The organism is Pseudomonas sp. JS3066 (assembly GCF_036328175.1).
In the GTDB taxonomy this organism is placed as follows: domain Bacteria; phylum Pseudomonadota; class Gammaproteobacteria; order Pseudomonadales; family Pseudomonadaceae; genus Metapseudomonas.
In genome coordinates this window covers 2,629,697-2,655,686 of sequence record NZ_CP143312.1, presented here as the reverse complement: position 1 = coordinate 2,655,686, position 25,990 = coordinate 2,629,697, and the positions used below count along the sequence as shown (strand labels likewise).

24 protein-coding genes are annotated in these 25,990 nt (G+C 63.6%); 17 read left to right on the top strand and 7 right to left on the bottom strand.

The genetic code is table 11. The features are described 5' to 3' along the window. Window positions 1-93: 93 nt before the first annotated feature. From pedF to SA496_RS12330, 4 genes are read left to right on the top strand one after another with little or no spacing between them, the layout of a single operon-like run. Complete coding sequence (gene pedF / locus SA496_RS12345; protein WP_120650962.1) at window positions 94-531, top strand: cytochrome c-550 PedF; 438 nt, start codon at window positions 94-96, stop codon at window positions 529-531. A 5-nt stretch (window positions 532-536) separates the two neighbouring features. After that, window positions 537-1,415, top strand: coding sequence for a substrate-binding periplasmic protein (locus tag SA496_RS12340; protein WP_153919695.1), 879 nt, complete (start codon window positions 537-539; stop codon window positions 1,413-1,415). Between the two features lie 13 nt (window positions 1,416-1,428). Further along, the gene (locus SA496_RS12335) at window positions 1,429-2,178 is read left to right on the top strand and encodes a quinoprotein dehydrogenase-associated SoxYZ-like carrier (protein WP_280358427.1); all 750 of its coding nucleotides are present in this window, start codon (window positions 1,429-1,431) and stop codon (window positions 2,176-2,178) included. Window positions 2,179-2,187: 9 nt separating this feature from the next. Beyond that, entirely contained in the window at window positions 2,188-3,123 is a 936-nt protein-coding gene (locus tag SA496_RS12330) for a quinoprotein relay system zinc metallohydrolase 1 (RefSeq protein ID WP_153919701.1), read from the top strand. Window positions 3,124-3,197: 74 nt separating this feature from the next. Here SA496_RS12330 and SA496_RS12325 read toward each other — a convergent pair whose 3' ends face one another. Next, a complete protein-coding gene (locus tag SA496_RS12325; protein WP_120650966.1) occupies window positions 3,198-4,211 on the bottom strand; it encodes an AI-2E family transporter in 1,014 nt (337 codons plus the stop codon). Between the two features lie 227 nt (window positions 4,212-4,438). Here SA496_RS12325 and SA496_RS12320 point away from each other — a divergent pair, with 227 nt between their 5' ends. The 12 genes from SA496_RS12320 to SA496_RS12265 all read left to right on the top strand — a co-directional run bounded on the left by SA496_RS12320 (window position 4,439) and on the right by SA496_RS12265 (window position 19,930). After that, window positions 4,439-6,223: a methanol/ethanol family PQQ-dependent dehydrogenase gene (locus tag SA496_RS12320; RefSeq protein ID WP_120650967.1), complete on the top strand. Its 1,785-nt coding sequence runs from the start codon at window positions 4,439-4,441 to the stop codon at window positions 6,221-6,223. A gap of 210 nt (window positions 6,224-6,433) precedes the next feature. Continuing rightward, window positions 6,434-8,005: a methyl-accepting chemotaxis protein gene (locus SA496_RS12315; protein ID WP_330115494.1), complete on the top strand. Its 1,572-nt coding sequence runs from the start codon at window positions 6,434-6,436 to the stop codon at window positions 8,003-8,005. A 131-nt stretch (window positions 8,006-8,136) separates the two neighbouring features. Continuing rightward, window positions 8,137-9,657: an acetaldehyde dehydrogenase ExaC gene (exaC, locus tag SA496_RS12310; protein WP_120650969.1), complete on the top strand. Its 1,521-nt coding sequence runs from the start codon at window positions 8,137-8,139 to the stop codon at window positions 9,655-9,657. 310 nt (window positions 9,658-9,967) lie between these two features. Further along, window positions 9,968-10,039, top strand: a complete 72-nt coding sequence (gene pqqA / locus SA496_RS12305; protein WP_072432761.1) for a pyrroloquinoline quinone precursor peptide PqqA — start codon at window positions 9,968-9,970, stop codon at window positions 10,037-10,039. A gap of 46 nt (window positions 10,040-10,085) precedes the next feature. Further along, a complete protein-coding gene (gene pqqB, locus SA496_RS12300; protein WP_330115493.1) occupies window positions 10,086-11,000 on the top strand; it encodes a pyrroloquinoline quinone biosynthesis protein PqqB in 915 nt (304 codons plus the stop codon). Between the two features lie 64 nt (window positions 11,001-11,064). After that, window positions 11,065-11,817, top strand: coding sequence for a pyrroloquinoline-quinone synthase PqqC (pqqC, locus tag SA496_RS12295; RefSeq protein WP_330115492.1), 753 nt, complete (start codon window positions 11,065-11,067; stop codon window positions 11,815-11,817). Next, a complete protein-coding gene (gene pqqD / locus SA496_RS12290) occupies window positions 11,814-12,095 on the top strand; it encodes a pyrroloquinoline quinone biosynthesis peptide chaperone PqqD (RefSeq protein ID WP_120650972.1) in 282 nt (93 codons plus the stop codon). The genes pqqC and pqqD overlap by 4 nt, the downstream gene beginning before the upstream one ends. Continuing rightward, window positions 12,064-13,215 (top strand): pyrroloquinoline quinone biosynthesis protein PqqE, encoded by a 1,152-nt coding sequence (gene pqqE / locus SA496_RS12285; RefSeq protein WP_120650973.1) that lies wholly within the window; start codon window positions 12,064-12,066, stop codon window positions 13,213-13,215. The genes pqqD and pqqE overlap by 32 nt, the downstream gene beginning before the upstream one ends. Beyond that, window positions 13,181-15,028 carry a S9 family peptidase gene (locus SA496_RS12280; RefSeq protein WP_120650974.1) on the top strand — a complete coding sequence of 616 codons (1,848 nt, stop codon included), beginning with the start codon at window positions 13,181-13,183 and terminating at the stop codon, window positions 15,026-15,028. Before pqqE ends, SA496_RS12280 begins: the two co-directional genes overlap by 35 nt. A gap of 227 nt (window positions 15,029-15,255) precedes the next feature. Further along, window positions 15,256-16,419: an alcohol dehydrogenase-like regulatory protein ErcA gene (gene ercA, locus SA496_RS12275; protein ID WP_120650975.1), complete on the top strand. Its 1,164-nt coding sequence runs from the start codon at window positions 15,256-15,258 to the stop codon at window positions 16,417-16,419. After that, window positions 16,403-17,740 (top strand): ATP-binding response regulator, encoded by a 1,338-nt coding sequence (locus tag SA496_RS12270; protein ID WP_120650976.1) that lies wholly within the window; start codon window positions 16,403-16,405, stop codon window positions 17,738-17,740. The genes ercA and SA496_RS12270 overlap by 17 nt, the downstream gene beginning before the upstream one ends. Before the next feature lie 438 nt (window positions 17,741-18,178). Then, window positions 18,179-19,930: an ABC transporter ATP-binding protein/permease gene (locus tag SA496_RS12265; RefSeq protein ID WP_330115491.1), complete on the top strand. Its 1,752-nt coding sequence runs from the start codon at window positions 18,179-18,181 to the stop codon at window positions 19,928-19,930. Here the strand turns inward: SA496_RS12265 and SA496_RS12260 are convergent. Then, on the bottom strand, window positions 19,916-21,043 hold the full coding sequence (locus SA496_RS12260) for a glycoside hydrolase family 5 protein (protein WP_330115490.1): 1,128 nt from the start codon (window positions 21,041-21,043) through the stop codon (window positions 19,916-19,918). The genes SA496_RS12265 and SA496_RS12260 overlap by 15 nt on opposite strands. 135 nt (window positions 21,044-21,178) lie before the next feature. Further along, a complete protein-coding gene (gene pobA, locus SA496_RS12255) occupies window positions 21,179-22,363 on the bottom strand; it encodes a 4-hydroxybenzoate 3-monooxygenase (protein WP_330115489.1) in 1,185 nt (394 codons plus the stop codon). Between the two features lie 162 nt (window positions 22,364-22,525). Here pobA and SA496_RS12250 point away from each other — a divergent pair, with 162 nt between their 5' ends. After that, a complete protein-coding gene (locus SA496_RS12250; RefSeq protein ID WP_153920127.1) occupies window positions 22,526-23,395 on the top strand; it encodes a helix-turn-helix domain-containing protein in 870 nt (289 codons plus the stop codon). A gap of 94 nt (window positions 23,396-23,489) precedes the next feature. On the opposite strand, the gene SA496_RS12245 is transcribed toward SA496_RS12250, so the two are convergent. From SA496_RS12245 to SA496_RS12230, 4 genes are read right to left on the bottom strand one after another with little or no spacing between them, the layout of a single operon-like run. Then, a complete protein-coding gene (locus tag SA496_RS12245; protein ID WP_280358760.1) occupies window positions 23,490-24,002 on the bottom strand; it encodes a DoxX family protein in 513 nt (170 codons plus the stop codon). Continuing rightward, entirely contained in the window at window positions 23,999-24,775 is a 777-nt protein-coding gene (locus tag SA496_RS12240) for an HvfC/BufC N-terminal domain-containing protein (protein WP_330115488.1), read from the bottom strand. Before SA496_RS12240 ends, SA496_RS12245 begins: the two co-directional genes overlap by 4 nt. Then, a complete protein-coding gene (gene bufB / locus SA496_RS12235; protein ID WP_280358765.1) occupies window positions 24,772-25,641 on the bottom strand; it encodes an MNIO family bufferin maturase in 870 nt (289 codons plus the stop codon). Before bufB ends, SA496_RS12240 begins: the two co-directional genes overlap by 4 nt. A gap of 24 nt (window positions 25,642-25,665) precedes the next feature. Then, entirely contained in the window at window positions 25,666-25,977 is a 312-nt protein-coding gene (locus tag SA496_RS12230) for a BufA1 family periplasmic bufferin-type metallophore (protein WP_120650984.1), read from the bottom strand. Between the last annotated feature and the right edge of the window lie 13 nt (window positions 25,978-25,990).

Sequence of the window (25,990 nt, the reverse complement as noted above, 5' to 3'; positions counted from 1 at the left end):
AGCAGGATGGGGAGCTTGCAAGGGGCTTCTTACCATTTCCTCACAGCGCTCCCACCGGGGCGCCGCCTTGCACAGCTAATGAGGATGTACGTGATGAACAAGAACAGCGCACTGCGCGGCCTCGCACTCCTGGCCGGCTTTACCCTCAGCGGAATCGTACTGGCCCATGGCGACGTGGTGCCCCAGGCAGTCAACACCCAAGGTCTGGAGGAACTGGGCAAGGAATGGCGCGAAGAAAACCCCTATCGCGCGCCTTATGCCAATCACGACCTGGCCGTTGAGATCGGTTCGTCTGCCTACAACCAGAACTGCGCCCGCTGCCACGGCCTGGAAGCCAAGTCCGGCGGCATCGCCCCCGACCTGCGCTACCTGGAAACCGACGCCAGCGGCGATGAGTGGTTCAAGGAGCGGGTGATCAACGGCGCCGTGCGCGACGGCGCGGTGTACATGCCGAAGATGGCCGACTTCCTCAGCCAGGAAGCCCTCTGGGCCATCCGCACCTACCTGGAAAGCGTGCACGTGGACGAGTAATCGCCATGCGCCTGCTGGTTCTGTTGTGCTGGCTGCTGTGCTTGCCCCTGGTGCAGGCACAGGTACGCCCCTATGACGACATTGTCGACTCGGGTGTGCTGCGGGTGGCCGTCTACGAGAACTTCGCGCCCTACAGCTTCAAGGATGGCGACCAGGCGCGCGGGGTTGATATCGACCTTGCCAATGCCCTTGCGGAGGGGCTTGGACTGAAGCTGGAACTGCTCTGGGTCACCCCGGGAGAAAGGCTCGACGATGACCTGCGCAATTTTGTCTGGAAGGGGCACTACATGCGTCCAGGTGTGCTCGCCGATGTGATGCTGCGAGTGCCCTACGACCGCGATTACTCGCAAAAGCGCAACGATGTGGGCGAGCTGGCCAACGAGCAGGTAGTAATGTTCGGCCCCTATCAGCGTGAGCGCTGGCAGGTTGCCTATGACAGTCGTCGACTGCCGGAAGTGCCAACTATCGGCGTGTTCCAGTTCCATCCCATCGGCGTCGAGTTGGAAAGCGTGCCGTCCTTCTATCTCACCTCGGTGTTCGCCGGGCGTCTGGCGCGCAACACCCATCACTTCCCGGGAACGGCTGCGGCCTTCGAAGGAATGCGCAAGGGCGAGGTGGATGCCGTGATGGCTCTGCGTGGGGAGCTGGACTGGCTGCAGCACGAGGCCCACGACCCGCAGATCCGCAATGCCGACAACACCTATCCCAACCTCGGCCAACCCGAATGGGACATCGGCATGGCGGTGCACGAAAGCAATCGCCAACTGGCCAATGCCCTGGAGGAAACCCTCGATGGCATGGTGCGCGACGGTCGCATGGACAAGCTCTATGCCTCATACGGCCTGCATTACGAGCTACCGGGGTTCTATCAGGACGTTCAATAGCCGGAGGTGCGGGATGCACAGGCGTTCGTTGCTGTTGTTGGGGTTGCTCGGGACCAGCGCGCCACTCTGGGGGGCTGGTCAGGATCCGGTGGAGTCGGTCATGTGGGACTACTTCCACCAGCGCCTCCTGGGTGGCCAACCATTCGTTCACGACCCGAAGGTGGTGCTTGAAGCGCCACCCTTCGCCGAGGACTCGCGCCAGGTACCGATCCAGGTCGACGCACGTGCCTTTGCCGGACAGGTGGTGAAAATCATGGCCTGGGCCGAACTCAATCCGATTCCGCAGATATTCGTATTCCAGCCCGGTGGGCGGGTGGAACCTGCGCTGGCCATTCGCATCCGCGTCCAGCAGGCCACGCCCATCCGCGCCGCCGTACTCACCCGTGACGGCCTCTGGCACATCGGCTCCACCCATGTCGACGCGGCGGGTGGCGGCTGCACGGCACCCAGCGTAGTGCGTGCCCAGGCCGGCTGGGAGGATCGGCTCGGCCAGGTCCACGCTGGCCGCTTCCTCCTTGGCGACAGCAGTCGCCTGCGCATGCGCATCGACCACCCGATGGACAACGGCCTGGTCGGCGGCATCCCCGAGTTCTTCATCAACCAGGTCGAATTGCGTGACGTCAGGGGCAAGGTGCTGGCCAACCTGGAACTGTTTCCGGCGGTCAGCGAGAACCCGACCATCAGCCTGGAAGTGCAGGAGGATGAGCAAGCACGGCTGTGGCTGCGGGACAACAATGGCAACGAGTTCGAGGCCAGCTTCTAGGGAGAGATCATGCGCTTGATCGTTTTTCTGCTGGCCTGCATCGTCTGCACCGCCCAGGCTGGCCAGGACTATGCCCTCAGTCCCAGGCAGATCGCCGAGGACACCTGGCTGCTGGAAGGCAGCACCGGCAACTTCGACAAGGCCAACGGCGGCAACATCGTCAACACCGGCTTCATCGTTACCGATGCGGGCGTCGTGGTGATCGACACCGGGCCATCGAGGGCCTATGGCGAGGCCATGCGCCGCGTGATCACACAGGTAACGGACCAGCCCGTGGCCCTGGTGCTCCTGACCCATCATCACCCGGATCATGTGCTGGGCAACCAGGCATTCACGGATGTCCCCATCGCCGCGCTGGCCGGTGCCCGCAAGCTGCTGGACGAGCAGGGCAACGCGATGGCGGAGAACATGTACCGCCTGGTCGGCGACTGGATGCGCGGCACTGAAGTTGTCCTGCCGACTGAAACGCTGGAACCCAGTGTGCGTGAAGTCGGCGGCCACAGGCTGAGATTGCTGGCCTTGCGTGGTCACACCGGCGCCGACCTCGCCGTGCTGGATGAACGCACCGGCGTGCTGTTCGCCGGCGACCTGGTGTTCTACCAGCGCGCCCTGACCACACCCAATAGTCCAGGGCTGGATGCCTGGCTTGCGGATATCGCCACACTGCAGTCGCTACCCTGGAAAACCTTGGTGCCCGGCCACGGGCCCGTCAGCCATGACAAGGCGCCATTCGAACAGATGCGTGACTATCTGGGCTGGCTGGATGGCTTGCTGAAGGAGGCGGCAGGGAAGGGGGAGAACATGAACGAAGTGATCCGCTCACCGATTCCCCAGCGTTTCGCCTCGGTGAACCTGAGCCGCTACGAGCTGATCCGCACGGTCAGCCATCTGTACCCGAAGTACGAACTGGCGCGGATGCCGAGGGTGGATAGCGCGACGGAATGAAGGAGGCCGGTGCGCATGGCGCACCAGAGGTCTTGCGCAAGGGGTTCCGTGCGCGCAGCGCAACTTGCGGAGGGTTAAACCAGCTCCGCGTGCTTCAGTTCGCTCTTCAGGTAGGCGTAGTAGATCGGCGCCGCCACCAGTCCCTGCAAGCCGAAGATCGCCTCGAACGCAAGCATCGCCAGCAGCAGTTCCCAAGCCTTGGCACTGATCTGCCCGCCGACGATGCGGGCGTTGAGGAAGTATTCAAGCTTGTGGATGGCGATCAGATAACCCAGCGCGCCGACTGCCACCCAGAGCGACACCGAGAACCCGGCGATGAAGATCAGGGTGTTGGACATCAGGTTGCCGATCACCGGCAGGAGTCCGAGCAGGAAGGTCAGCAGGATCAGGACCTTGGTCAGTGGCATATGGATGTCCATCAGCGGCAGCACCACCGCAAGGAAAATGCCAGTGAGGGTGGTGTTGACCAGGGAAATCTTGATCTGCGCGAAGACGATGTTGCGGAAGGCGGTGACCAGGAGGGCCATGCGCTCCAGCAGCACGCGGCTGAGCGGACGCAAGGTCTCGAAGTTGGGGATGGGCTGCAACGCAATGATGGCGCCGAGGATCATGCCGATCAGCATGGTCACGAAGGTGTGCGCCGCCCCCTTGCCCAGCAACTGCAGCTGCCCGACGTGGGCGCGCAGCCAATCCATCAGTTCGCGGCGCAGGTCATCGGCGCTGGCCGGCAGGTAGTTCTCGACGGACGCCGGCAGCTGTGCGCGTGCCTGTTCGGTGAGGGTGATGAATTTCTCCAGCAGCTGGCCGGGGTTGTGCACCTCCTGCATCACCACGCCGGCGATCCACACGAAGAACAGCGATAACAGACTCACCACCAGCGTGCCGAGCAATGCCACCGCCAGCCAACGGGCGCGGCGACCGCCGGGAATCACCGGTTGCAGGCGGGGCGCGAGGCTGATTACCAGTTCATAGACCAGCAGCCCGGACAGGAGGGACGGCAGGAGCCGGAAAGGCAGTACCAGTAGCAGGCCGAGGAGAACGATGGCCCAGCTGGCCAGGAGCAGTTGACGATCACTGAAGACTTGCATAGGTCCCGGGACGTTGGAGTGCGAAGCAGGGGCGGCAGTCTGCCAGTGGTAGGCGCCGCAGCACAATCGGCAGCTGAAGTATGCGGGGGATTGGCGGTATTGCTACCAACGGAGTAGGAAAATCAGCACTGCGTCCAATTGTTGGTCTGGCGCGGCAAACCAAGAATTTGCGGCAGACCGGGAAATTTTCCCGGATCACAACAACAAGCCCGCAGAGGTAGCCGTCAATGAAGCTCGCCACACTCAAACCGCCTTTTGCCCTGACGCTGCTCGGTGTCGCGCTGGTGCTGTCCAGCAGCCTGGCGTTGGCCGGTGTCACCGACAAGGACATCCTCGATGACGCCAAATCCACCGATCAGGTGGTGACCAACGGTCTGGGCCTGCAAGGTCAGCGCTACAGCACTCTGGAAGCTCTCAACAGCGAAAACGTGCAGCAACTGCGCCCGGTATGGGCACTGTCCTTCGGCGGTGAGAAGCAGCGTGGCCAACAGGCCCAGCCGCTGGTCAAGGATGGCGTGATGTACGTCACCGGTTCCTACTCGCGGGTCTTCGCCGTCGACGCCCGCACCGGCAAGAAACTCTGGCAATACGATGCCCGCCTGCCTGACGGCATCATGCCCTGCTGTGACGTCATCAACCGCGGCGTCGCCCTGTACGACGACCTGGTGATCTTCGGCACGCTCGACGCCAAGTTGGTGGCACTGAACAAGGACACTGGCAAGGTGGTCTGGCGCAAGACCGTGGCCGACTACAAGGCCGGCTACTCCATCTCTGCCGCACCGCTGGTGGTGAAAGGCAAGCTGATCACCGGCGTCGCCGGTGGCGAGTTCGGCGTGGTGGGCAAGATCGAGGCCTACAACCCGAAGAATGGTGAGCTGCTCTGGACCCGTCCGACCGTAGAAGGCCACATGGGTTATGTCTACAAGGATGGCAAGCAGGTGGAGAACGGTATCTCCGGTGGCCAGCCCGGCAAGACCTGGCCCGGCGACCTGTGGAAGACCGGCGGTGCCGCGCCCTGGCTGGGCGGCTACTACGACCCGGACACCGACACCCTGCTGATCGGTACCGGCAACCCCTCGCCCTGGAACTCCCACCTGCGTCCGGGGGACAACCTGTATTCCTCTTCGCGCCTCGCCCTGAATCCGGAAGACGGTTCCATCAAGTGGCACTTCCAGACCACGCCGCACGACGGCTGGGACTTCGACGGCGTCAACGAACTGGTGTCCTTCGACTACAAGGATGGCGGCACGACCGTGAAAGCGGCAGCCACCGCCGACCGCAACGGCTTCTTCTACGTTCTGGATCGCACCAACGGCAAGTTCATCCGTGGCTTCCCGTTCGTTGACACCGTCACCTGGGCCAAGGGCCTGGACAAGGAAGGCCGTCCGATCTACGACGACGCCAAACGCCCCGGCGCGCCGGGCGGTGACGGTAAGCACGGTAGTTCGGTGTTCGTCGCGCCGTCCTTCCTGGGGGGCAAGAACTGGATGCCCATGGCTTACAGCCAGGACACCGGCCTGTTCTACGTGCCGTCCAACGAGTGGGGCATGGACATGTGGAACGAGAACATCTCCTACAAGAAGGGCGCGGCCTACCTGGGCGCCGGTTTCACCATCAAGCCGCTGAACGAGGATTACATCGGCGTGCTGCGTGCCATCGATCCCAAATCCGGCAAGGAAGTCTGGCGCTACAAGAACTATGCGCCGCTCTGGGGCGGTGTGCTGGCGACCAAGGGCAACCTGGTGTTCACCGGCAACCCCGAGGGCTACCTGATGGCCTTCGACGCCAAGACCGGCAAGAAGCTCTATGAGTTCAACACCGGTTCCGGCGTGATCGGTTCGCCCATCACCTGGGAAATGGACGGTGAGCAGTACGTCTCCGTGCTGTCCGGCTGGGGTGGCGCGGTGCCGCTCTGGGGTGGCGAGGTGGCCAAACGCATCAAGGACCTGAACCAGGGCGGCATGCTCTGGACCTTCAAGCTGCCCAAGGCAGATGTCGTAGCCAAGCGCTGATGCGCAACAAGGCCCGCTCCGGCGGGCCTTTTCTTTCCGGGACGACATGAACGGTGCGCGCAGCGCACCCACCTGGACCTGGCCGTAGGGGGCACCATGGGCACCGCGATGCGGTTATGGCCGTTGTTCCCCTTGGTACTACGACCAAGGAACCATGTCGCCAGATAGCAATTCGCCGCTTAATACCCGGAAACAACAAAGGGACAAGCGATGCGCAACTGCCTGATCCACAGTTTCCTGATCCTCTCTATCGCTGGCGTCGTTACCCTGGCTGGCCTGCCGCCCTGGCTGGGCATTCTGGTTCTGGTGCCGCTTCCCTGGCTGTTCCGCCAAAGGCTCCAGGCGCCGACAAAGGTGGAGGAGGGGGCCGACCTTTCCCGGCTGACCCGCGACCTTTCCCGCAGCACCAGCCACAACGCGCTGTCCGCCGCCGGCGTGGCCTGGTCGGTGGATCGTCTGGCCGAACGCCTCAAGTCTCAATTGCAGGCTGCCGAACGTATCGTCGGCAGCGCCGAGGTGATGATCTCCACCGAGGCGGCTACGTCCGAACTCAGCCAGCAGGCGTTCGCTGCTGCCCACGATGTGCGCCAGAGCGGCGATGAGGGGCGCGAAGTGCTGCGGCAGGCGATCGAACTCATGCAGCAACTGAGTCTCAGGGCCGGCGCCAGCCGCGAGTTGATTGCCACGCTCAGCCAGCGCAGCGAGGAGATCCAGCAGGTGGCCCAGGTCATCCAGTCCATCGCCAGCCAGACCAACCTGCTGGCGCTGAACGCTGCCATCGAGGCGGCACGAGCTGGCGAGCATGGTCGTGGCTTCGCCGTGGTGGCAGACGAGGTACGTGGTCTGGCCGGGCGTACGGCCAGTGCTACCGGTGAAGTGGGGCAGATGGTGGCCGACATCCAGCGGCAGACCTCATTGGTGGTCGAGCAGATCCAGCAACTCTCCAGCGACCTGGAGGCCGGTGTCGGCCAGGTCGAGCTGACTGGCCGCCAGTTGGAGAAGATCGCCGGTCTGGCCGCAGCGGTGGAAGGGCAGGTGGACCAGATCGCCCATGGTGCCCGTACCAACCGTGACCAGCTCGCCGGGCTGTTCGAGGCAGTGGGGCAGATGCGCCGTGACCTCGGTGACAGTGATGAACAGACTCGCCGCCTGGCCGGGGCGGCCAGCCAGCTGGAGGGACAGGCCGAGACCATCAGCGAGCGACTGGCGGAAGTGGGACTGGATGACTATCACCAGCGCATCTACGACCTGGCCCGCGAAGGTGCCAGTGCCATCGCTGCGCGCTTCGAGCGGGACGTGCAGGAAGGGCGCATCAGCCTCGACGATCTCTTCGACCGCCGCTTCCAGGTGGTGCCCGGAACCTATCCGCAGAAGTACAGCTCGCGTTTCGACCGCTACACCGACCAGGTCCTGCCGGATATCCAGGAATCGCTGCTCACGCAACATGAGGGGCTGGTCTTCGCCATCGCCTGCACCCAGGAAGGCTACGTGCCGACCCACAACAAAGCCTTCAGCCAGGCACCTTGCGGCGATCCGGAGCAGGACATGGCGTGCAGTCGCAGTAAACGCATGTTCAACGACCGCACCGGCCTGCGCTGTGGGAGCCACCAACAGCCGCTGCTGCTGCAGACCTACACCCGCGATACCGGGGAACTGATGCACGATCTCTCGGTGCCGATCATCGTCCGGGAACGGCACTGGGGTGGGTTGCGCCTGGGGTATAGGCCGGAACAGGCGGCCGCAACTCCGACGGCGATAAGAGAGGCTCTGGCGCGGGCCTGAGCGCCCGCAATCTACTACCAAATGAGGAGGGTCTCTGTCCCATGTGCGCATACCGGGGGGTGGTGTCGGCTGACTAAGATCGGTCCACAACCTGCCCGGCCGGGCGGGTCCCGACCAGAGAGAGCATCGCCATGATCTATGCACAACCAGGCACTCCCGGCGCCGTCATCACCTTCAAGCCTCGCTATGGCAACTACATCGGCGGCGAGTTCGTCGCACCGGTGGGTGGTGAATACTTCACCAACACCTCGCCCGTGAACGGCGAGGTGATTGCCGAATTCCCCCGTTCCACTGCCGCCGACGTCGAGAAAGCACTGGACGCCGCCCATGCCGCCGCCGATGCCTGGGGCCGCACCTCGGTCCAGGATCGCGCCCTGATCCTGCTGAAAATCGCCGACCGTATCGAGCAGAACCTGGAAGTCCTGGCCGTCACCGAAACCTGGGACAATGGCAAGGCCGTGCGTGAAACCCTGAATGCCGACGTGCCGCTGGCCGCCGATCACTTCCGCTACTTCGCTGGCTGCATCCGCGCCCAGGAAGGATCCGCTGCCGAGATCAACGAACACACGGCCGCCTACCACTTCCACGAACCGCTGGGCGTGGTCGGCCAGATCATCCCGTGGAACTTCCCGCTGCTGATGGCCGCCTGGAAGCTGGCCCCGGCCCTGGCCGCCGGCAACTGCGTGGTACTGAAACCCGCCGAGCAGACCCCGCTGTCGATCATGGTGCTGATGGAACTCATCGGCGACCTGCTGCCGGCCGGTGTACTCAACGTGGTGCAAGGCTTCGGCAGGGAAGCGGGCGAAGCGCTGGCCACCAGCAAGCGCATCGCCAAGATCGCCTTCACCGGCTCCACCCCGGTGGGTTCGCACATCCTCAAGTGCGCCGCCGAGAACATCATCCCCTCCACCGTGGAGCTGGGTGGCAAGAGCCCGAACATCTACTTCGAAGACATCATGCAGGCCGAGCCGGCCTTCATCGAAAAGGCCGCCGAAGGCCTGGTCCTGGCCTTCTTCAACCAGGGTGAAGTCTGCACCTGCCCGTCCCGCGCCCTGGTGCAGGAATCCATCTACCCGACGTTCATGGCCGAGGTGATGAAGAAGGTCAAAGCCATCAAGCGTGGCAACCCGCTGGACACCGACACCATGGTCGGCGCCCAGGCTTCGCAACAGCAGTTCGAGAAGATCCTCTCCTACCTCGACATCGCCCAGCAGGAAGGTGCCGAGCTGTTGGCCGGTGGGGCTGCCGAGAAGCTCGAAGGCGGCCTCGCCAGCGGCTACTACATCCAGCCGACCTTGCTGAAAGGCCACAACAAGATGCGCGTGTTCCAGGAGGAAATCTTCGGCCCGGTGGTGGGCGTCACCACCTTCAAAGACGAAGCCGAAGCCCTGGCGATCGCCAACGACACCGAGTTCGGCCTGGGTGCCGGTCTCTGGACCCGCGACATCAACCGCGCCTATCGCATGGGCCGTGGCATCAAAGCGGGCCGCGTGTGGACCAACTGCTACCACCTGTACCCGGCACACGCCGCGTTCGGTGGCTACAAGAAGTCCGGCGTTGGCCGTGAAACCCACAAGATGATGCTCGACCACTACCAGCAGACCAAGAACCTGCTGGTGAGCTACGACATCAATCCGCTGGGCTTCTTCTGAGTCTGATGCACCCTTGTCGAACCCGTGGCGCGCCGGTTTGGGCGCCACAATCCCCTTAGGCGACGCCGTCCTGTCTGCGGGAAAGAGCGCCCCCACATCCAATGCCCGACAGGGCTTTGTCGCAACGCGGTTTCGGCCGCGTTTTCTTTTTTTCAAGGCACATTGGTTGGCGTGATCCTTTGTGGATGCCCAACCGGCCCCTACCAAATCACGAGTAAATCTCCTCCGAAAGTACCATTCGGGCCCCTCTGGGCCGGTGGTTAACTGGCCTTGCCGGAATCCTCCGGCGGCATAACAAGAGGATTACTCCATGTGGACTAAACCCGCCTTCACCGATCTGCGCATTGGTTTCGAAGTGACCCTGTACTTCGCCAACCGCTGATCCGCATCGCCCCGGCCCAGCCGGGGCCCCCGCCAGGGCTAATCCCATGCACATCCAGATTCTCGGCTCGGCCGCCGGTGGCGGTTTCCCCCAGTGGAACTGCAACTGCCACAACTGCGCCGGCGTACGCAGCGGCAAGGTCCGGGCGCAGCCGCGCAGCCAGTCCTCCATCGCCCTCAGCGCCAATGGCGTCGACTGGGTGCTGTGCAACGCCTCGCCGGATATCCGTGCCCAGCTAGAGGCCTTCCCGCCACTGCAACCGGCCCGCCGCGTGCGCGACACCGGCATCGCCGCGATCATCCTGATGGACAGCCAGATCGATCACGTCACTGGCCTGCTCAGCTTGCGCGAGGGCTGTCCGCACCCGGTCTGGTGCACTGAGATGGTCCACCAGGACCTGACCAGCGGCTTCCCGCTGTTCAACATGCTCCAGCACTGGAACGGCGGGCTGGCGTGGCACCCCATCGACCTGGCCAGTCCGGTGTTCGAGATTCCCACCTGCGCCGGCCTGAAGTTCACCGCCATCCCCCTGCGCAGCAGTGCGCCGCCGTACTCGCCGCATCGCGGCAACCCGCATCCGGGCGACAACATCGGCCTGTTCATCGAGGACCTGGCGAGCGGCGGCAGCCTGTTCTACGCCCCGGGCCTGGGCCAGGTGGATGAGACACTGCTCGGCTGGATGCGCCGCGCCGACTGCCTGCTGGTCGACGGCACGCTGTGGCGTGACGACGAAATGCGCCATTGCGAGGTCGGCGACAAGCTCGGCAGCGAGATGGGCCACCTGCCACAGAGCGGCCCGGGCGGGATGATCGAGGTGCTCGACGGCATTTCGGGCCCGCGCAAGGTGCTCATTCACATCAACAACACCAACCCGATCCTCGACGTCGATTCCCGCGAGCGCGCTGAACTGGGCCGCCACGGCATCGAAGTGGCCTGGGACGGCATGGGCATCGAGCTGTAGGGTGCGCCGTGCGCACCACGAACCAATTACGGTGCGCACGGCGCACCCTACGAGGACATCGAGCATGAGCCAGACCGCCATGACTCCCGCCGAATTCGAGCAGGCCCTGCGCGCCAAGGGTGACTGCTACCACATCCACCACCCGTACCACCGCGCCATGTATGAAGGCCGTGCGAGCCGCGAGCAGATCCAGGGCTGGGTGGCCAACCGCTTCTACTACCAGGTGTGCATCCCGCTGAAGGACGCCGCCATCCTGGCCAACTGCCCGGACCGCGATACCCGCCGCGAATGGATCCAGCGCATCCAGGACCACGATGGCGCGCCCGGCGAGGAAGGCGGCATCGAGGCCTGGCTGCGCCTGGCCGAGGCGGTGGGCCTCGACCGCGAGCAGGTGCTGTCCCAGGAGCTGGTGTTGCCGGGAGTGCGTTTCGCGGTGGATGCCTATGTGAATTTCGCCCGTCGCGCGAGCTGGCAGGAAGCGGCCAGCAGTTCGCTGACCGAGCTGTTCGCCCCGCAGATCCACCAGTCGCGGCTGGACAGCTGGCCGCAGCATTATCCGTGGATCGACGCCAGCGGCTACGACTACTTCCGCAAGCGCCTGAAGGAGGCGCGCCGCGACGTCGAGCACGGCCTGCGCATCACCCTCGAGCACTACCGCACCTGGGAGGCTCAGCAACGCATGCTGGAGATCCTGCAATTCAAGCTGGACGTGCTCTGGAGCATGCTCGATGCGATGAGCATGGCCTACGAACTGGACCGTCCGCCTTACCACACGGTGACCCGTGAGCGGGTCTGGCATCGGGGGATTGCCCTATGAGCGACTTCGACCTGAAGCAGGTGCCCAACCTGCGTCGTGGCTTCCGTCTGCAATGGGAGCCGACCCAGGGCTGCCATGTGTTGCTCTATCCCGAAGGGATGGTGCGACTGAATGAGAGCGCGGGGGAAATCCTGCGCCTGGTGGATGGTCAGCGATCGGTGGCGCAGATCATCTTTGATCTGCGTCGCCGTTTCCCTGATGTTCCCGGCCTGAACGAAGACATTCTGGCGTTCATCGAGGTGGCTCATGCCCAGTTCTGGTTGCAACTCGAAGCCTGAAACCCAGCCGGGGCCGCCGTTCTGGCTGCTGGCCGAGCTGACCTACCGCTGCCCCTTGCAGTGCCCGTACTGCTCCAATCCGCTGGACTTCGCCCAGCAGGGCGAAGAGCTGACGACGGCCCAGTGGATCGAGGTGTTCCGCCAGGGCCGTGAGCTGGGCGCGGCGCAACTCGGCTTCTCCGGCGGCGAGCCGCTGGTGCGCCAGGACCTGGAAGAGTTGATCCACGCCGCGCGGGAGCTGGGCTACTACACCAACCTGATCACCTCCGGCATCGGCCTCACTGAGGCGCGCATTGCCGCCTTCAAGGACGCCGGGCTGGACCATATCCAGGTCAGCTTCCAGGCCGCCGACGAGGAGGTGAACAACCTCTTGGCCGGCTCGCGCAAGGCCTTTACGCAGAAGCTGGCGATGGCCCGCGCGGTGAAGGCCCAGGGCTACCCGATGGTGCTGAACTTCGTCACCCACCGGCACAACATCGACAGCATCGAGCGGATCATCGAACTGTGCCTGGAGCTGGAGGCGGACTTCGTCGAACTCGCCACCTGCCAGTTCTACGGCTGGGCCGAGCTGAACCGCGCCGGGTTGCTGCCGACCCGCGCCCAGCTGGAACGGGCCGAGCGCATCACCAATGAGTACCGGGACAAGCTCGCCGCCGAGAAGCACCCGTGCAAGCTGATCTTCGTCACCCCGGACTACTACGAGGAACGCCCCAAGGCCTGCATGAACGGCTGGGGCAGCCTGTTCCTCGACATCACCCCGGACGGCACCGCGCTGCCGTGCCACAGCGCCCGCCAGTTGCCGGTGCAGTTCCCCAACGTGAAGGAGCACGATCTCAGGCATATCTGGTACGAGTCCTTCGGTTTCAACCGTTTCCGTGGCTATGACTGGATGCCCGAGCCGTGCCGCTCCTGCGACGAGAAGGAAAAGGACTTCGGCGGTTGCCGCTGCCAGGCCTTCCTGCTCACCGGCGACGCCAGCAACGCCGACCCGGTCTGCGCCAAGTCGGCACACCACGGCCAGATACTGGCGGCCCGGGAAGAAGCGGAGCATGCTCCTCGCACCCTGGAGCAACTGACCTATCGCAATGAGCGCACCTCCAAGATCATCTGCCGCGGCTGAGATTCGCCCCTTTGGTTTTTGGGACAGCGACTGGAGCGCTGAGAACGCGGTAGCGGCAAGCCGCGATTTCGCCGAACTGCGCTGTGGCGTGGCCGGCCTGTTCTGGAGCCTGTTCGACCCCGCCGATGGCCGCACTACCCTGTGGCGCTGGCAGGGTGGGACAGCACGTTGCCTGACGCCAGACGGCTTCTCCCTGCGTAGCCGGGTTTATGAGTACGGCGGCGGTGCGTTTTGCCTGTTCGACGAGGGCGTTGCATTCGTCAACGAATCCGACCAGCAGCTCTATTTCCAGTCATTGTCTGCTCTGCCGCGCGGCTTGACTGTCGATCCCCGGCGCCGCTACGGCGACCTCCAGCCATCAGGCCATTCAGTGCTGGCGGTGGAGGAAGAGCAGGGGACGCATCGCCTGGTGGAGATCAGCCTGGCAGGCTCGCGTCAGGTATTGGCCGAGGGCGCTGATTTTTACGCTGCCCCGCGCATCAGCCCGGACGGCCAGTCCCTCGCGTGGATCGAGTGGAGTCGCCCAGCGCAACCCTGGACGGAAACGCGGCTTTGCCTGCGCCGCCGCCAGGACAATGGTTGGGGCATGGTTGAAACGCTCGCTGGGGGGGAAGGCGGTGAGTCCCTGCAGCAGCCACGCTTCGATGACGAAGGCCGTCTCTACTGCCTGAGTGACCGTAATGGCTGGTGGCAGCCGTGGCGGCTCGACGCCCACGGCTTCCGGGCAATGCCCGCGGTGTTGGCGGACCATGCGCCGGCACCATGGCAGCTGGGCGCCTGCAGCTATTTGCCAGATGTTGGGTTGCGGAGCTGGCTGGTCGATGGGCAGGGTTATCTGGCCGCCGGCGATGGCCTGCCATTGGTGCCCGACTACAGCCGTTTCCGTCAGTTGGCGGCGGATGACAGGCACTACTACTGCATCGCCGCCGGGTCTCAGAGCGCCAGTGCCGTGTTGGCTATCGACCGCGCAAGTGGTTCGCGGCAGGTCCTGGCTGGCGGAGGTTCGGGATTGCCGGCCGCGGGTATTTCCCGCCCGCAGCCGCTGCGGTTTGCCGCAGCGGCGGGGGAGTGGGCCCATGCATTCTTCTATCCGCCGTGCAACGAGCACTTCCAACCTCCAGGAAGTCAGCTCCCGCCGTTGCTGGTGTTCTGCCACGGCGGGCCCACTTCCGCCTGCCAGCCGGTGCTCGATCCGCGCATCCAGTTCTGGACCCAGCGTGGTTTTGCCGTGGCAGACCTGGATTACCGCGGCAGCAGCGGCTATGGCCGCGCCTACCGGCAGCGCCTGGCAAATGGCTGGGGCGAGCTGGATGTCGATGACGCGAAGGCGCTGCTGGCCCATCTTTCCAGCCAGGGGCTGGTGGATCGCGACAGGGCTTTCATTCGGGGCTCCAGCGCTGGTGGCTTTACCACGCTGCTGGCATTGGTCGGGGAAACACCTTTCCGAGGCGGCGCCAGCTACTACGGTGTGAGCGACCCACTGGTATTGCGCCAGAAGACTCACAAGTTCGAGGCCGATTACCTGGATTGGCTGATCGGCGATCCTGAACAGGACGCTGAGCGCTACCGGCAGCGTACGCCGGTGTTACGGGCGGGCGAGATCGGTGCGCCAGTAATCTTCTTCCAGGGCGGACAGGACGCGGTGGTGGTTCCGGAGCAGACCGCCAGCATGGTCGCGGCGCTGCAAGCGGCCGGACGGCAGGTGGAGTGCCATGTCTATCCCGAAGAGCGTCACGGCTTTCGAAAGGCCGCCAACCTGTCCCACGCGCTGGAGGCGGAGCTGGCGTTCTATCTGCGGCTACTGAATGCTTGAGAGACGGCAACCTTGTGGGCGGGATTTCAATCGCCAAGCAGACCGCAGGTCTGCCCAACGAGCCTCCTGGGGGCACTTCATTGCCCTTGGTGAATGAATTCGCCTACACAACGGTAAGATCCCACCTCCGGCAGTATGGGGAAGCCATCCAAGGTCGGATTGAAATGCGCCGCGATTCCAGTACGCTGAATCCTACTCACCCGATAACTACAAGAAAGAGCCGTTTGATGCGTCACGATATCAGCTCGCTTCGCAAGTTCGTTTCTCCCGAGATCATTTTCGGCGCCGGTTGCCGGCACAATGTCGGCAATTACGCCAGTACCTTCGGCGCGCGCAAGGTGCTGGTGGTGTCCGACCCCGGCGTACAAGCCGCTGGCTGGGTCGCCGATGTGGAGGCCAGCCTCCAGGCGCAGGGCATCGATCATTGCCTCTACACCCAGGTATCGCCCAACCCCCGCGTGGAGGAGGTGATGGAAGGGGCCGACTACTACCGCACCATGGGTTGCAACGTGATTGTCGCCGTGGGCGGGGGCAGCCCCATGGATTGCGCCAAGGGCATTGGCATCGTGGTCGCCCATGGGCGCAGCATCCTCGAGTTCGAAGGGGTGGACACCCTGACCGTGCCCAGTCCCCCGCTTATCCTGATCCCGACCACCGCCGGCACCTCGGCCGACGTTTCGCAGTTCGTGATCATTTCCAACCAGCAGGAACGGATGAAGTTCTCCATCGTCAGCAAGGCGGTAGTGCCCGACGTGTCGCTGATCGACCCGGAAACGACCCTGAGCATGGACCCGTTCCTCTCTGCCTGTACCGGCATCGACGCCCTGGTTCATGCCATCGAGGCCTTCGTTTCCACGGGGCACGGCCCGCTCACCGACCCCCACGCGCTGGAAGCCATGCGCCTGATCAACGGCAACCTGGTGGCGATGATCGCCAATCCCCAGGACATCGCCCTGCGCGAGAAGATCATGCTCGGTAGCATGCAGGCCGGGCTGGCCTTCTCCAACGCGATCCTCGGCGCCGTGCATGCCATGTCCCACAGCCTGGGTGGCTTCCTCGACCTGCCACACGGCTTGTGCAACGCGGTGCTGGTCGAGCACGTGGTGGCCTTCAACTACAGTGCTGCGCCGGAACGCTTCAAGGTGATCGCCGAGACTTTCGGCATCGATTGCCGTGGCCTGACCCACAATCAGGTGCGCCAGCGCCTGGTGGAGCACCTGGTGACCCTGAAGCGCGCGGTGGGCTTCCATGAGACCCTCGGCCTGCAAGGTGTTGGCACTTCGGACATTCCGTTCCTTTCGCGCCACGCCATGCACGACCCTTGCATCCTCACCAACCCGCGCGAATCCAGCCAGCGGGATGTCGAGGTGGTGTATGCCGAGGCCCTCTGACGACCCACGCGAGGCGTTGACCGGGCTGCTAGGCCTGGGCAGTCACTCCGCGCGCAAGAGTCATTACCCAGAACTGCTGGCACGCCTGGAGGAGCTGGAAGCCGAGCGCAACCGCTACCAGACCCTCAATGACGAACTGGAGCAACGCGTGCTGGACCGCACCCGCGAACTCCAGGCGCTGAACGAGCAGTTGCGCGAGGCACGGGACGCGGCCGAGGCGGCCAACCTGAGCAAGGACAAGTACCTGGCCGCTGCCAGCCACGATCTGCTGCAACCGCTGAACGCTGCGCGCTTGCTGGTTTCCACCCTGCGCGAGCGCGACCTGCCGGCGTCCGAGCATCAGCTGGTGGAGCGCACCCACCAGGCGCTGGAAGGGGCTGAGGACCTGCTGACCGACCTGCTGGATATTTCCAAGCTGGACCAGGCCGCGATCAAGCCGGATGTGGATGTCTATCGACTGGACGAGGTGCTGGGCCCGTTGGCCTCGGAGTTCGAGAGCGTCGCCGAAGCCGCCGGGCTGGGGTTGCGCGTGCGCATTCCGCGCCTGTGCATCAGCACGGACTTTCGCCTGCTGACGCGTATCCTGCGCAACTTCCTCAGTAATGCCTGCCGCTACACAGTGCGCGGACGCGTCCTGATGGGCGCCCGTCGCCGTGGTGACCATTTGCGCCTGGAGGTCTGGGACAGTGGTCGCGGCATTCCGGAGGACAAACTGCAGGCGATCTTCCTGGAGTTCAATCAGCTGGACGTCGGTCGTGCAGCGGAACGCAAGGGCGTGGGCCTGGGCCTGGCGATAGTCGATCGGATTGCCAGCATGTTGGCGTATCGGGTTGAGGTGAAGTCGCACTTGGGGCGAGGCTCGGTGTTCAGTATTGAAGTGCCACTGGCCAGGTCGCAACCCGAGGCGAGAGCCCTCGGGGAGCCACGTTCCGTAACCGGCGATCCACTGCCCGGCCAGCGCCTGTTGGTGGTGGATAACGAACCCGACATTCTCGAAAGCATGTCGGCGCTGCTGGGGCAGTGGGGGTGCGAAGTGATGACCGCCACTGACCTGGCCACCGCCCAGCAAGTGCTGGAAGATCAGGCGCCGGACCTGATCCTGGTCGACTATCACCTCGATCACGGCATGGTCGGTTGCGATGTGATCCTGGCCCTTCGCCAGCGTTTCGAGCGGCAGGTCCCGGCGGTGATCATCACCGCTGACCGTAGCGACCAGTGCCGCCGCAAACTGCAGAAGCTCGGTGTGCCGCTGCTGAACAAACCGGTCAAGCCGGGCAAGCTGAGGGCGGTGATCAGCCAACTGATCGGCAATGCGGGCTGACGTGGTGGTGTATCCACCGAGTCCGTTGATCCACCTTTTTCGGCCAGAGGTGCTCGACGGTCTGTAAAAAAGCGGTGGATCAGATTCCGTGTGCTTGAATCAACCTTACCGGCGTAGCCACGCAACGAGTCCGATGAGACGCGATCATGATGATCGATCTTCGTCCGCTCCTGCGTTGAAGCCGCGCCCCGCGACAGCCCCTCGCCGAATGCCAACGATCGGCAGGGCAGACAACGCGCTCCCCGGAGTTCGCTGAGCAACCTGAGGCTACGGCCTCGAGCAGCAGGGGGTCAGATGATGCTTCTTATGCTGGACTGGGCGGCAACACAGGCTCGCCCGCGCTGGGGAAACTGCTGCGACGCCTGTGCGCAGCACAAGGTGGGCCCTGACTCTTCCAGGTTTCCCGCTCGTCCTTTCTCTGAATCGAGCGGCAGCTAGATGACCCGGCCGGCGGCAAGGTCGCGCTGGCAGTTCCTGAGTCTGGTGATGCCGTACTGGAACTCCAACGGGAAATGGAAGGCGCGCGGCTACACCCTGGCGTTGCTTGTGCTCACCCTGGCCCAGGTCGCATTGGTGATCTGCCTGAACTACTGGAACCGGGCGCTGTTCGACGCGCTGGAGGCCAGGTCGCTGAATCGCCTGATGGTCCAGATCGGTACCTTCGTGGTGATCCTGCTGCTGACCGTGGGCGTCACTGCGCTGCACATGCGGGTCAAGCGCTGGCTTCAGCTGGACTGGCGCAAATGGCTGACGGCCAGGGTTCTCGACAAGTGGATGGCGCACGGACATCACTACCAACTGCAATTGACCGAAGGGGAGCATGACAATCCAGACGGTCGCATCGCCGAAGACATTCACGTCTTTACCGAGAGCTCGATTTCCCTGACTCACTCGCTGGTTTACTCGCTGCTGATCTTCGGCAGCTTCGCCGACATCCTGCTGACGGTCACCGGCAGTGCCAACTTTCCCGGAACCGCGTTGATGGTGCCCGGCTACATGGTGATTCTGGCCGTCGCCTACGCCGGCGCCGGTACGATCTTCGGCATGCTCCTCGGCCGCCCGCTGATCAGGGCGACCAACAGGTTGCAGTCCGCGGAGGCTGATTTCCGCTTTGGCTTGGCTCACGCCCGGGAAAGCTCCGAGTCCATCGCGCTGATGCAAGGGGAAGCGGCCGAGCGCCAGCAATCTTCAGTGCATTTCGCCGAACTGGGTCAACGCTGGTATCGCCAGACCCGCGCCTATCTTGGAATCGTGTCGTTTTCCTCGGGCTACGGCGTGCTCTTGCCGGTATTCCCGATCCTGATCATGGCGCCCCAGTACGTCGCCGGAAGCATGACGTTGGGGGTGCTGATGCAGGCGGCGCAGGCATTCCAGCAGCTGACTTCGGCGCTGTCCTGGCCAATCGACAATCTTGCGGAACTGGCTCGATGCCAGGCATCGGCGGATCGCGTGATGAGCCTCTACAGCGACCTGGTGAGCCTGGAAGAGCAGGGCAACGAAGCGCAGGCGCACCGGATCAATCTGGCGCAGTCGCCGAAGACGGAAATGGTGCTGCGTGACCTGTGCATTTCCAACCCTGACGGACAGGTGCTGATCGAGGGGCTCAACGTCGTGATCCAGCGGGGAGAACGGGTGCTGATATCCGGCGATCCGACGATCACCATCGGCCTGTTCAAGGTCATGGCCGGCTTGTGGCCATGGGGGCATGGCGAGGTCTGGCTGCCGGCGGGGCCGGCCATGTGCTTCTTGCCGCAGCGCCCCTTCCTGCCCGTTGGAAGTCTGCGTGCGGCGCTCTGCTATCCGCATCCGGCCGAAACCTACGCCGTCAGCGCAATGCGCGCTGCCCTTGAATGCGCGGGGATCGCCTGGCTGGCAAAGCGCCTCGAAGACGTCGAGAACTGGCAGAGCGTGCTACCACTGCGCGCCCAGCAGCGATTGGGTATCGCCCGGCTGATCCTGCATCAGCCCGCCTGGGTGTTCATCGAGGAGGCCACCAGTGCCTTCGAGCCCCAGGGCGAGGAATACCTGATGGACATGCTGCATCGCGAATTGCCGGATACGACGTTGCTGGCCATCAGCTTCCAGGCCGGCCTGGAGCGCAACTACCAGCGCAAGTTGCTGCTCAATCACCTGCCGAACGACGCGGTGGTCGGCTATGGCACACCGCTGCGTGCACTACGAAAAAACTGACGGTAACCAACCGCGCTGGACGCATTCACGGAAGCACCAGGCCGGTGTGGTTTCCGTCTTGTAGCTCCAGAAGAACCAGCCTAGGTATTTTTCGAAGGTCAGTAGCTGGGCGGCGGCGTAGCCCCGATAGGCTACGTCCTGCTGGAAGCGGTCCATGTGCTCCAGCGCGTGGTTGAACGGCCCTTCGGCCCAGAGCGAAACCACTTTCAAGTCGAGCCCCAGGCTCCACTCGCCGCAGTACGCCGGAATGCCCAGCTGCTGGATGATCGCATCGGCTTCGGATTTCCACTGGCCGCTGGCCTTGTGCACATGGGTGTAGATGTCGCTGTCGATGTCGCCGCGCTCGAAACACTGGTAGCGGTGGATGTCGAAGACCACGTTGGCGAATTCCGGTGCCTGCATGAATCCCAGGTACTGCTCGAAGGGGCGGAAGCCGTCGTGGAAGACCACGCTGACCTTATCCGCGCTGCAATGCCGGCGAATACGCTGGTACGCGTCGACGTTGTAGCCCTTGAGGTAATCGGTCGGCACATCCCAGCGCGGTTCGTTGAGGACTTCGATGGCATGCAGGGCCGGATGGTCGTGATAACGCTCGGCCAGGCGCTCCAGCACGCTCAGCGAATGGGCGCGGTACTCGTCCTGGGTGTGCCATTCGCAGATGTCCTTGATACCGCCATTGTCGAAGCCGTTCTGGCAGCCAGGGGCGGCATGCAGGTCAAGCACGATTCGCAGGCCGAACTCATCAGCCCAGGCGAAGGCCCGGTCAAGCACCTCGATGCCGCCTAAGACGAAGGGGTGGCGGATTTCACCGTACTTGGAGTGGTAGGGGTAATCGGGCCCGAATATCCAGTGGCCGAGGGGGATTCGTACAGCATTGATGCCGTGCTCGTGCAGCCAGGCGAAGTCATCGCGGGTAACGAATGTTTCCCAGTGCCGCTTCAGTCTCTCCGGAGCTCGTGCGCCCATTTCGGCGCACCAGGTCGTTTCGTCGGTAGCCTCCAGCCCTTCGAACAGGCTGGGGGTCATCCATTTCTCCAGAACCAGCCAACCGCCCAGATTCACTCCGCGCAGTTTCTGGTGGGGATTGGCCTGAACGGAATTCTGCTGCGCCATGACTGCACTCCTTTGAACGGCAGGAACCGAGCTTCTGGAATTCTTGCGAATCGCCCTTGCAAGCCTAGGTCATGAGCGGGAGGCCGCCAGGCCCATTGGTGACGACAGCAAGGCGCACCCTGTCGGGAAGGCGCCTTAGCTGATCGTCTCGTAGGGCAGGCCGACGTAGTTTTCCGCGATGGTCTTGCGGCCCGCTTCGGAACCGACGTAGTAGTCCAGTTCGGTCTGCTGCATGCGGCGGCCGAAGGTGTCGGTTTCCGGGAAACGATGCAGCAGGGAAGTCATCCACCAGGAGAAACGCTCAGCCTTCCAGATGCGCCGCAGGCAGATGGCCGAATACTGCTCCAGCAGGTCAGTGCGGCCCTCGCCATAGACCTTCACCAGGATGCGGAACAGGGTGTTCACGTCGCTGGCCGCCAGGTTCAGGCCCTTGGCACCGGTGGGAGGAACGATGTGGGCGGCATCGCCGAGCAGGAACAGGTGGCCGTACTGCATGGGTTCCACCACGAAGCTGCGCAGCGGGGCGATGCTCTTCTCGATGGAAGGCCCGGTGACCAGTTTCGCCGCGGTCTGCTCGGGTAGACGGCTCTTCAACTCGTCCCAGAAGCGCTCGTCGCTCCAGTCTTCGACCTTTTCCTCGGCAGACACCTGCACGTAGTAGCGGGTGCGGGTGGGCGAACGCATGCTGCACAGGGCGAAGCCGCGTTCATGGTTGGCGTAGATCAGCTCGTCATGCACCGGCGGGGTATCGGCCAGCACACCCAGCCAACCGAAGGGATAGACGCGTTCGAACTCCTTGAGCACGCCAGCGGGAATGGATTTGCGCGATACGCCGTGGAAACCGTCGCACCCGGCGATGTAGTCGCAGTCGAGGCGTACGGTTTGGCCGTCCTGCTCGAAGGTGACGTAGGGTGCGGCGGACTTCAGGTCATGGGGCAGGACGTTGGCAGCATTGTAGAAACTGCGCGCACCGCAGGCTTGGCGGGCTTCCATCAGGTCACGGGTGACCTCGGTCTGGCCGTAGATCATCACGCTCTTGCCGCCGGTGAGGCTCTTGAGATCGATGTGTTCGCGACGACCGTCGAAGGCCAGCTCGAAGCCGTCATGCACCAGGCCATCACGGTCCATACGCTCATTGACACCCGCTTCGCGCAGCAGATCGACCATGCCCTGTTCCAGCACACCGGCGCGGATGCGGCCGAGGACATAGTCCGGGCTCTGGCGTTCGATAATGACGTTGTCGATACCGGCGTTGTGCAGCAACTGGCCGAGGAGAAGGCCGGAGGGGCCGGCGCCGATGATGGCGACCTGAGTCTTCATTGTTGTTGTCCTCTCGAAGGGTTCCGGGGGGCCGGCGCAACGCAGTCGCGGCTCACCTCGTGTTGTGGTTGGCCTGTATTTTTTGTGGATGAGCATCCGCTTTGAAGGCAATATCCAACGGCATTCATGGATTTTTCGTGGATTCATGTCGTTGGAGGTTCGATGATCGAACAGACCTATTCCCCCGTACCGGTCTTCAAGCTCTATGGCGAGACGTCCGCCTGGCCGACGCCGGACTTGATCCACTGGGAGTCGATCGAGTCGCGCAGCCGCCTGCACGAATGGGAGATCAAGCCGCACCAGCATGGCGACCTGGTGCAATTGCTCTATGTGCGTTCTGGCCGTGCGGAGTTGGAAGTGGAGGGGCAGGTGAACCGGGTCGACTGCGCTTCGCTGCAGGTGGTGCCGGCCCTCTGCGTACACGGTTTCCGCTTTTCCAATGACGTCGATGGCCACGTGCTGACCCTCGCGCTGCCACTGGTGGAGCAGGTGGCGGGGCTGCTCGACAGCAATGCGTTGCTGACTCCGGCCTGCTTCGCCGCCGGCGACAGCCAGCCCTACCTGGACACCTTGTTCGAAGCCATCAGCCGCGAATACGCCCAACACGCGCCGGGACGGGAGCTGATGCTGCAGTCGTTGATCAGTGTGCTGCTGGTGTGGATCGGCCGCTGCTCATTGGCCCGGTCCCAGTCAGAAGCTCAATATCAGGACCGGGGGCGGCTGCACCTGCAGGAGTTCACCCGGTTGTTGGAGAAACACTTCCGCGAGCATCTGCCCATTGAGCATTACGCGCAGCGCCTGGGGATCAGCGCTGCCCACCTGAATGCCCTGTGCCGGCGCCTGGCCGGACAGTCCGCGCTGCAGATGATCAATCAGCGGCTGTTGCTGGAGGCCAAGCGCTGCCTGGTGTACACGGCGATGACCATCATCCAGGTGTCGGACAGCCTGGGATTCTCCGAGCCGGCTTACTTCTCCCGATTCTTCAAGCGCGGAACGGGGCAGTCGCCGAAGGAATTCCGCATTTCCCGTTGAAGCTTTTTGTAGGAGCGAGCTTGCTCGCGAAAGGCTCTTCTCTGGGCTGTTCGCGAGCAAGCTCGCTCCTACGGATATGGGGCGCCGGGGCATTTCAACCCTGGTACCGCCGCGCTATCAGGTGATCGATGGACAACACCCCCGGCCCCTGGCTGACCAACAACAACAGGCTGGCTGCCCAGACGCCGTGGGTAGGGTAGGCGTCGGGATAGACGAAGGTCTGGATCACCAGGGTCATGCCCAGCAAGGCCAGGGCGGAAAAGCGCGTGGCCAGACCGAGCAAAATCAACAGAGGGAAAAAGTGCTCCGCGAATGCCGCCATATGAGCAGCCAGTTCAGGTGAGAAAAAGGGGAGGTGGTACTCGTCGGTGAACAGTGGCACTGCGGATGCGGAGAGATGCGGGATGCCCAGCTCGAAGGTGCCGTCCACCAGGTCGATAACCAGGCCCTCTATCTTGGTCTGCCCGGATTTCCAGAAGATCGCGGCAATGGAGAAGCGCGCGACGAAGGCCACCAGGCTGTAGGGAATTCGCTTGCACAGTTCGATGGCCTGGACTACCAGCTTGGCCGGCAGGTGGCTGTAGTGGATCTGGATGGTGGCGTTCATGGCATCTGACTCCCGCAGTGGAGGGTGAACCGCGTAATGGCTCCGCCTGCCAGCAGGCAGGCGAGGGTGGAACCGAGGTCGAAATCGGTGTCGACGGTCAGCGCGGCGCCCACGGCCGAACCGAGTGGGCTGCCCGCGCGCAGGGCCTGGATGAAGACCGTTGCACCGGAGCTGATACGGCTGACTTCCACCTCCAGGCCATTGCGCAGTACCAGGGCGCATTCGGGCTGAGCGGGATCGACTGCAGTCAGTTCGAGCAAGCCCTGGTGGGCGGCCCAGAGCGAGGCGATGGCGAAGTCGGAGCCGATTACCGCCACCGACGGGTGCAGCCAGAGTTGCATGCCGGGCAGGAGCTGCGGATCGGCCAGGACGGCGGCAAGGCCGGCGCTGTCCAGCGGTGGCAGGTCAGCGGCGTGGTAGGCATGCACCTGGGCCAATTCCAGCCGTGCCACGTCAGCGAGGTAAGGCAGCCCGGCAGCCGGTGGGAAAGTTGCGATGAAGGCGGGAAAATCCTCGCCGTAGAAAACCAGCAGGGGGGAGCGCGGTGGCGCAGCTTGTACATGCAGGCGCGCCATCCCGGTAAAGAACTCGTCCCCCACCAGTTGCTTCACCACCGGGAATGTGTCCGCCAGCGCGTTGATCAGCGAGGCCAGAACGTTGTTGCGATAAACCGCGAAACGCCTCATCGGATCGGAACCGTTCCATGTCGCAAGGCCGGGCGGACAGTCTGGATCAGGAGCGAGCAGCGCAGTGGCGAAGGCATCGACGTTCATGCCGTCTGCTCCTGTCTCAGCCGCTGCTCGGCACGATCGGCCTCGCGGACCAGAACGTCCAGGGCGGGAATGTCGTTATCCCGCTCGATCAGCGTCGGCAACGGGCCGAGACGTTCCAGGGTTTCGTCATAAAGGGCCCAGACTGCGTCATCTACCGCCGATCCATGATGGTCGATCAACAGGCGCGCACCGGTGGCATCGCAATCCTCGGCGAACCCCGCCAAGTGGATCTCGCCAACCGCATGCAAGGGCAGGGCATTCAGGTAGGTGCGCACATCGCGGTTGTGGTTGATGCACGACACGTAGGCATTGTTCAGGTCCAGCAGCAGGCCGCAGCCCGTGCGTTTCACGACCTCGCTGATGAACTCGGCTTCTTCCAGACTGGAGTCGCTGAACTCCAGGTAGGTAGCCGGGTTCTCCAGCAGCATCGGTCGTTGCAGATGGTCCTGGACCTGGTCGATGTGCGCGCAGACTCTTGCCAGGCTGTCTTGATCGTAGGTCAGTGGCAGCAAGTCGTTGAGAAAGTAGTCGCCATGGGTCGACCAGGCGAGGTGCTCGGAGAATGACGCTGGTTCATAGCGCCGGAGCAGCGTGGCCAGGCGATCGAGATGGGCCGTGTCGAGGGGCTGGCTGGCGCCGATGGACAGGCCGACACCGTGGATGGAGAGCGGGTAATCCTCTCGGATCAACCCCAGGTAATGGTGGAAAGGGCCGCCTTCCACCATGTAGTTCTCTGCGTGGATTTCAACGAAGCCGAGGGCCGGGCGGGCATCGAGCAAGTCCCGGTGGTGCTGGGACTTCAGCCCGATTCCGGCCCGCGCCGGCAATCGACCGGCAAGAGCCAGGAGCAGTGAGCACGGAGTCATGGCGCGAGCTCCTGCCGGTTATGGTCAGCTCTTTTTCTCTTCCTTGAAGGCTTGCAGCTGGCCATGTCCGGTGGGCGAAGTGGGGGACGCGGTCTTCTCGCAGGTGCCTGCCGGGACGTACTTCCAGGCGTTGCCCTGGTAGTCCATCTTCGCGGTACCTGCGCAGGAAGTGCCGGCGCCGGCAGCGCAGTCGTTCTTGCCTTTCATGGAGACGCCGAAGCACTTCTCGTTGTCGGCGGCCTGGGCACTCACAGGCGCCATGGCCAGGCCAAGAGCGGTGCTCAGGGCAAGGGCGAGGCCGGTTGCGGATACGACACTGGCAGTCGGGGTTTTCATGGTTGTTCTCTCC

Excerpts from the sequence above, each read along its gene's own strand:
- SA496_RS12315 (WP_330115494.1), top strand. The coding sequence starts at position 6,434 with ATGCGCAACTGCCTGATCCACAGTTTCCTGATCCTCTCTATCGCTGGC.
- SA496_RS12245 (WP_280358760.1), bottom strand. The coding sequence starts at position 24,002 with ATGAACGCCACCATCCAGATCCACTACAGCCACCTGCCGGCCAAGCTG.
- SA496_RS12320 (WP_120650967.1), top strand. The coding sequence starts at position 4,439 with ATGAAGCTCGCCACACTCAAACCGCCTTTTGCCCTGACGCTGCTCGGT.
- SA496_RS12335 (WP_280358427.1), top strand. The coding sequence starts at position 1,429 with ATGCACAGGCGTTCGTTGCTGTTGTTGGGGTTGCTCGGGACCAGCGCG.
- pqqE (WP_120650973.1), top strand. The coding sequence starts at position 12,064 with ATGCCCAGTTCTGGTTGCAACTCGAAGCCTGAAACCCAGCCGGGGCCG.
- SA496_RS12330 (WP_153919701.1), top strand. The coding sequence starts at position 2,188 with ATGCGCTTGATCGTTTTTCTGCTGGCCTGCATCGTCTGCACCGCCCAG.
- pqqC (WP_330115492.1), top strand. The coding sequence starts at position 11,065 with ATGAGCCAGACCGCCATGACTCCCGCCGAATTCGAGCAGGCCCTGCGC.
- SA496_RS12340 (WP_153919695.1), top strand. The coding sequence starts at position 537 with ATGCGCCTGCTGGTTCTGTTGTGCTGGCTGCTGTGCTTGCCCCTGGTG.
- SA496_RS12230 (WP_120650984.1), bottom strand. The coding sequence starts at position 25,977 with ATGAAAACCCCGACTGCCAGTGTCGTATCCGCAACCGGCCTCGCCCTT.
- SA496_RS12260 (WP_330115490.1), bottom strand. The coding sequence starts at position 21,043 with ATGGCGCAGCAGAATTCCGTTCAGGCCAATCCCCACCAGAAACTGCGC.
- pedF (WP_120650962.1), top strand. The coding sequence starts at position 94 with ATGAACAAGAACAGCGCACTGCGCGGCCTCGCACTCCTGGCCGGCTTT.
- pqqB (WP_330115493.1), top strand. The coding sequence starts at position 10,086 with ATGCACATCCAGATTCTCGGCTCGGCCGCCGGTGGCGGTTTCCCCCAG.
- SA496_RS12325 (WP_120650966.1), bottom strand. The coding sequence starts at position 4,211 with ATGCAAGTCTTCAGTGATCGTCAACTGCTCCTGGCCAGCTGGGCCATC.
- ercA (WP_120650975.1), top strand. The coding sequence starts at position 15,256 with ATGCGTCACGATATCAGCTCGCTTCGCAAGTTCGTTTCTCCCGAGATC.
- SA496_RS12280 (WP_120650974.1), top strand. The coding sequence starts at position 13,181 with ATGAGCGCACCTCCAAGATCATCTGCCGCGGCTGAGATTCGCCCCTTT.
- SA496_RS12250 (WP_153920127.1), top strand. The coding sequence starts at position 22,526 with ATGATCGAACAGACCTATTCCCCCGTACCGGTCTTCAAGCTCTATGGC.
- SA496_RS12265 (WP_330115491.1), top strand. The coding sequence starts at position 18,179 with ATGACCCGGCCGGCGGCAAGGTCGCGCTGGCAGTTCCTGAGTCTGGTG.
- bufB (WP_280358765.1), bottom strand. The coding sequence starts at position 25,641 with ATGACTCCGTGCTCACTGCTCCTGGCTCTTGCCGGTCGATTGCCGGCG.
- SA496_RS12240 (WP_330115488.1), bottom strand. The coding sequence starts at position 24,775 with ATGAACGTCGATGCCTTCGCCACTGCGCTGCTCGCTCCTGATCCAGAC.
- SA496_RS12270 (WP_120650976.1), top strand. The coding sequence starts at position 16,403 with ATGCCGAGGCCCTCTGACGACCCACGCGAGGCGTTGACCGGGCTGCTA.
- pqqD (WP_120650972.1), top strand. The coding sequence starts at position 11,814 with ATGAGCGACTTCGACCTGAAGCAGGTGCCCAACCTGCGTCGTGGCTTC.
- exaC (WP_120650969.1), top strand. The coding sequence starts at position 8,137 with ATGATCTATGCACAACCAGGCACTCCCGGCGCCGTCATCACCTTCAAG.
- pobA (WP_330115489.1), bottom strand. The coding sequence starts at position 22,363 with ATGAAGACTCAGGTCGCCATCATCGGCGCCGGCCCCTCCGGCCTTCTC.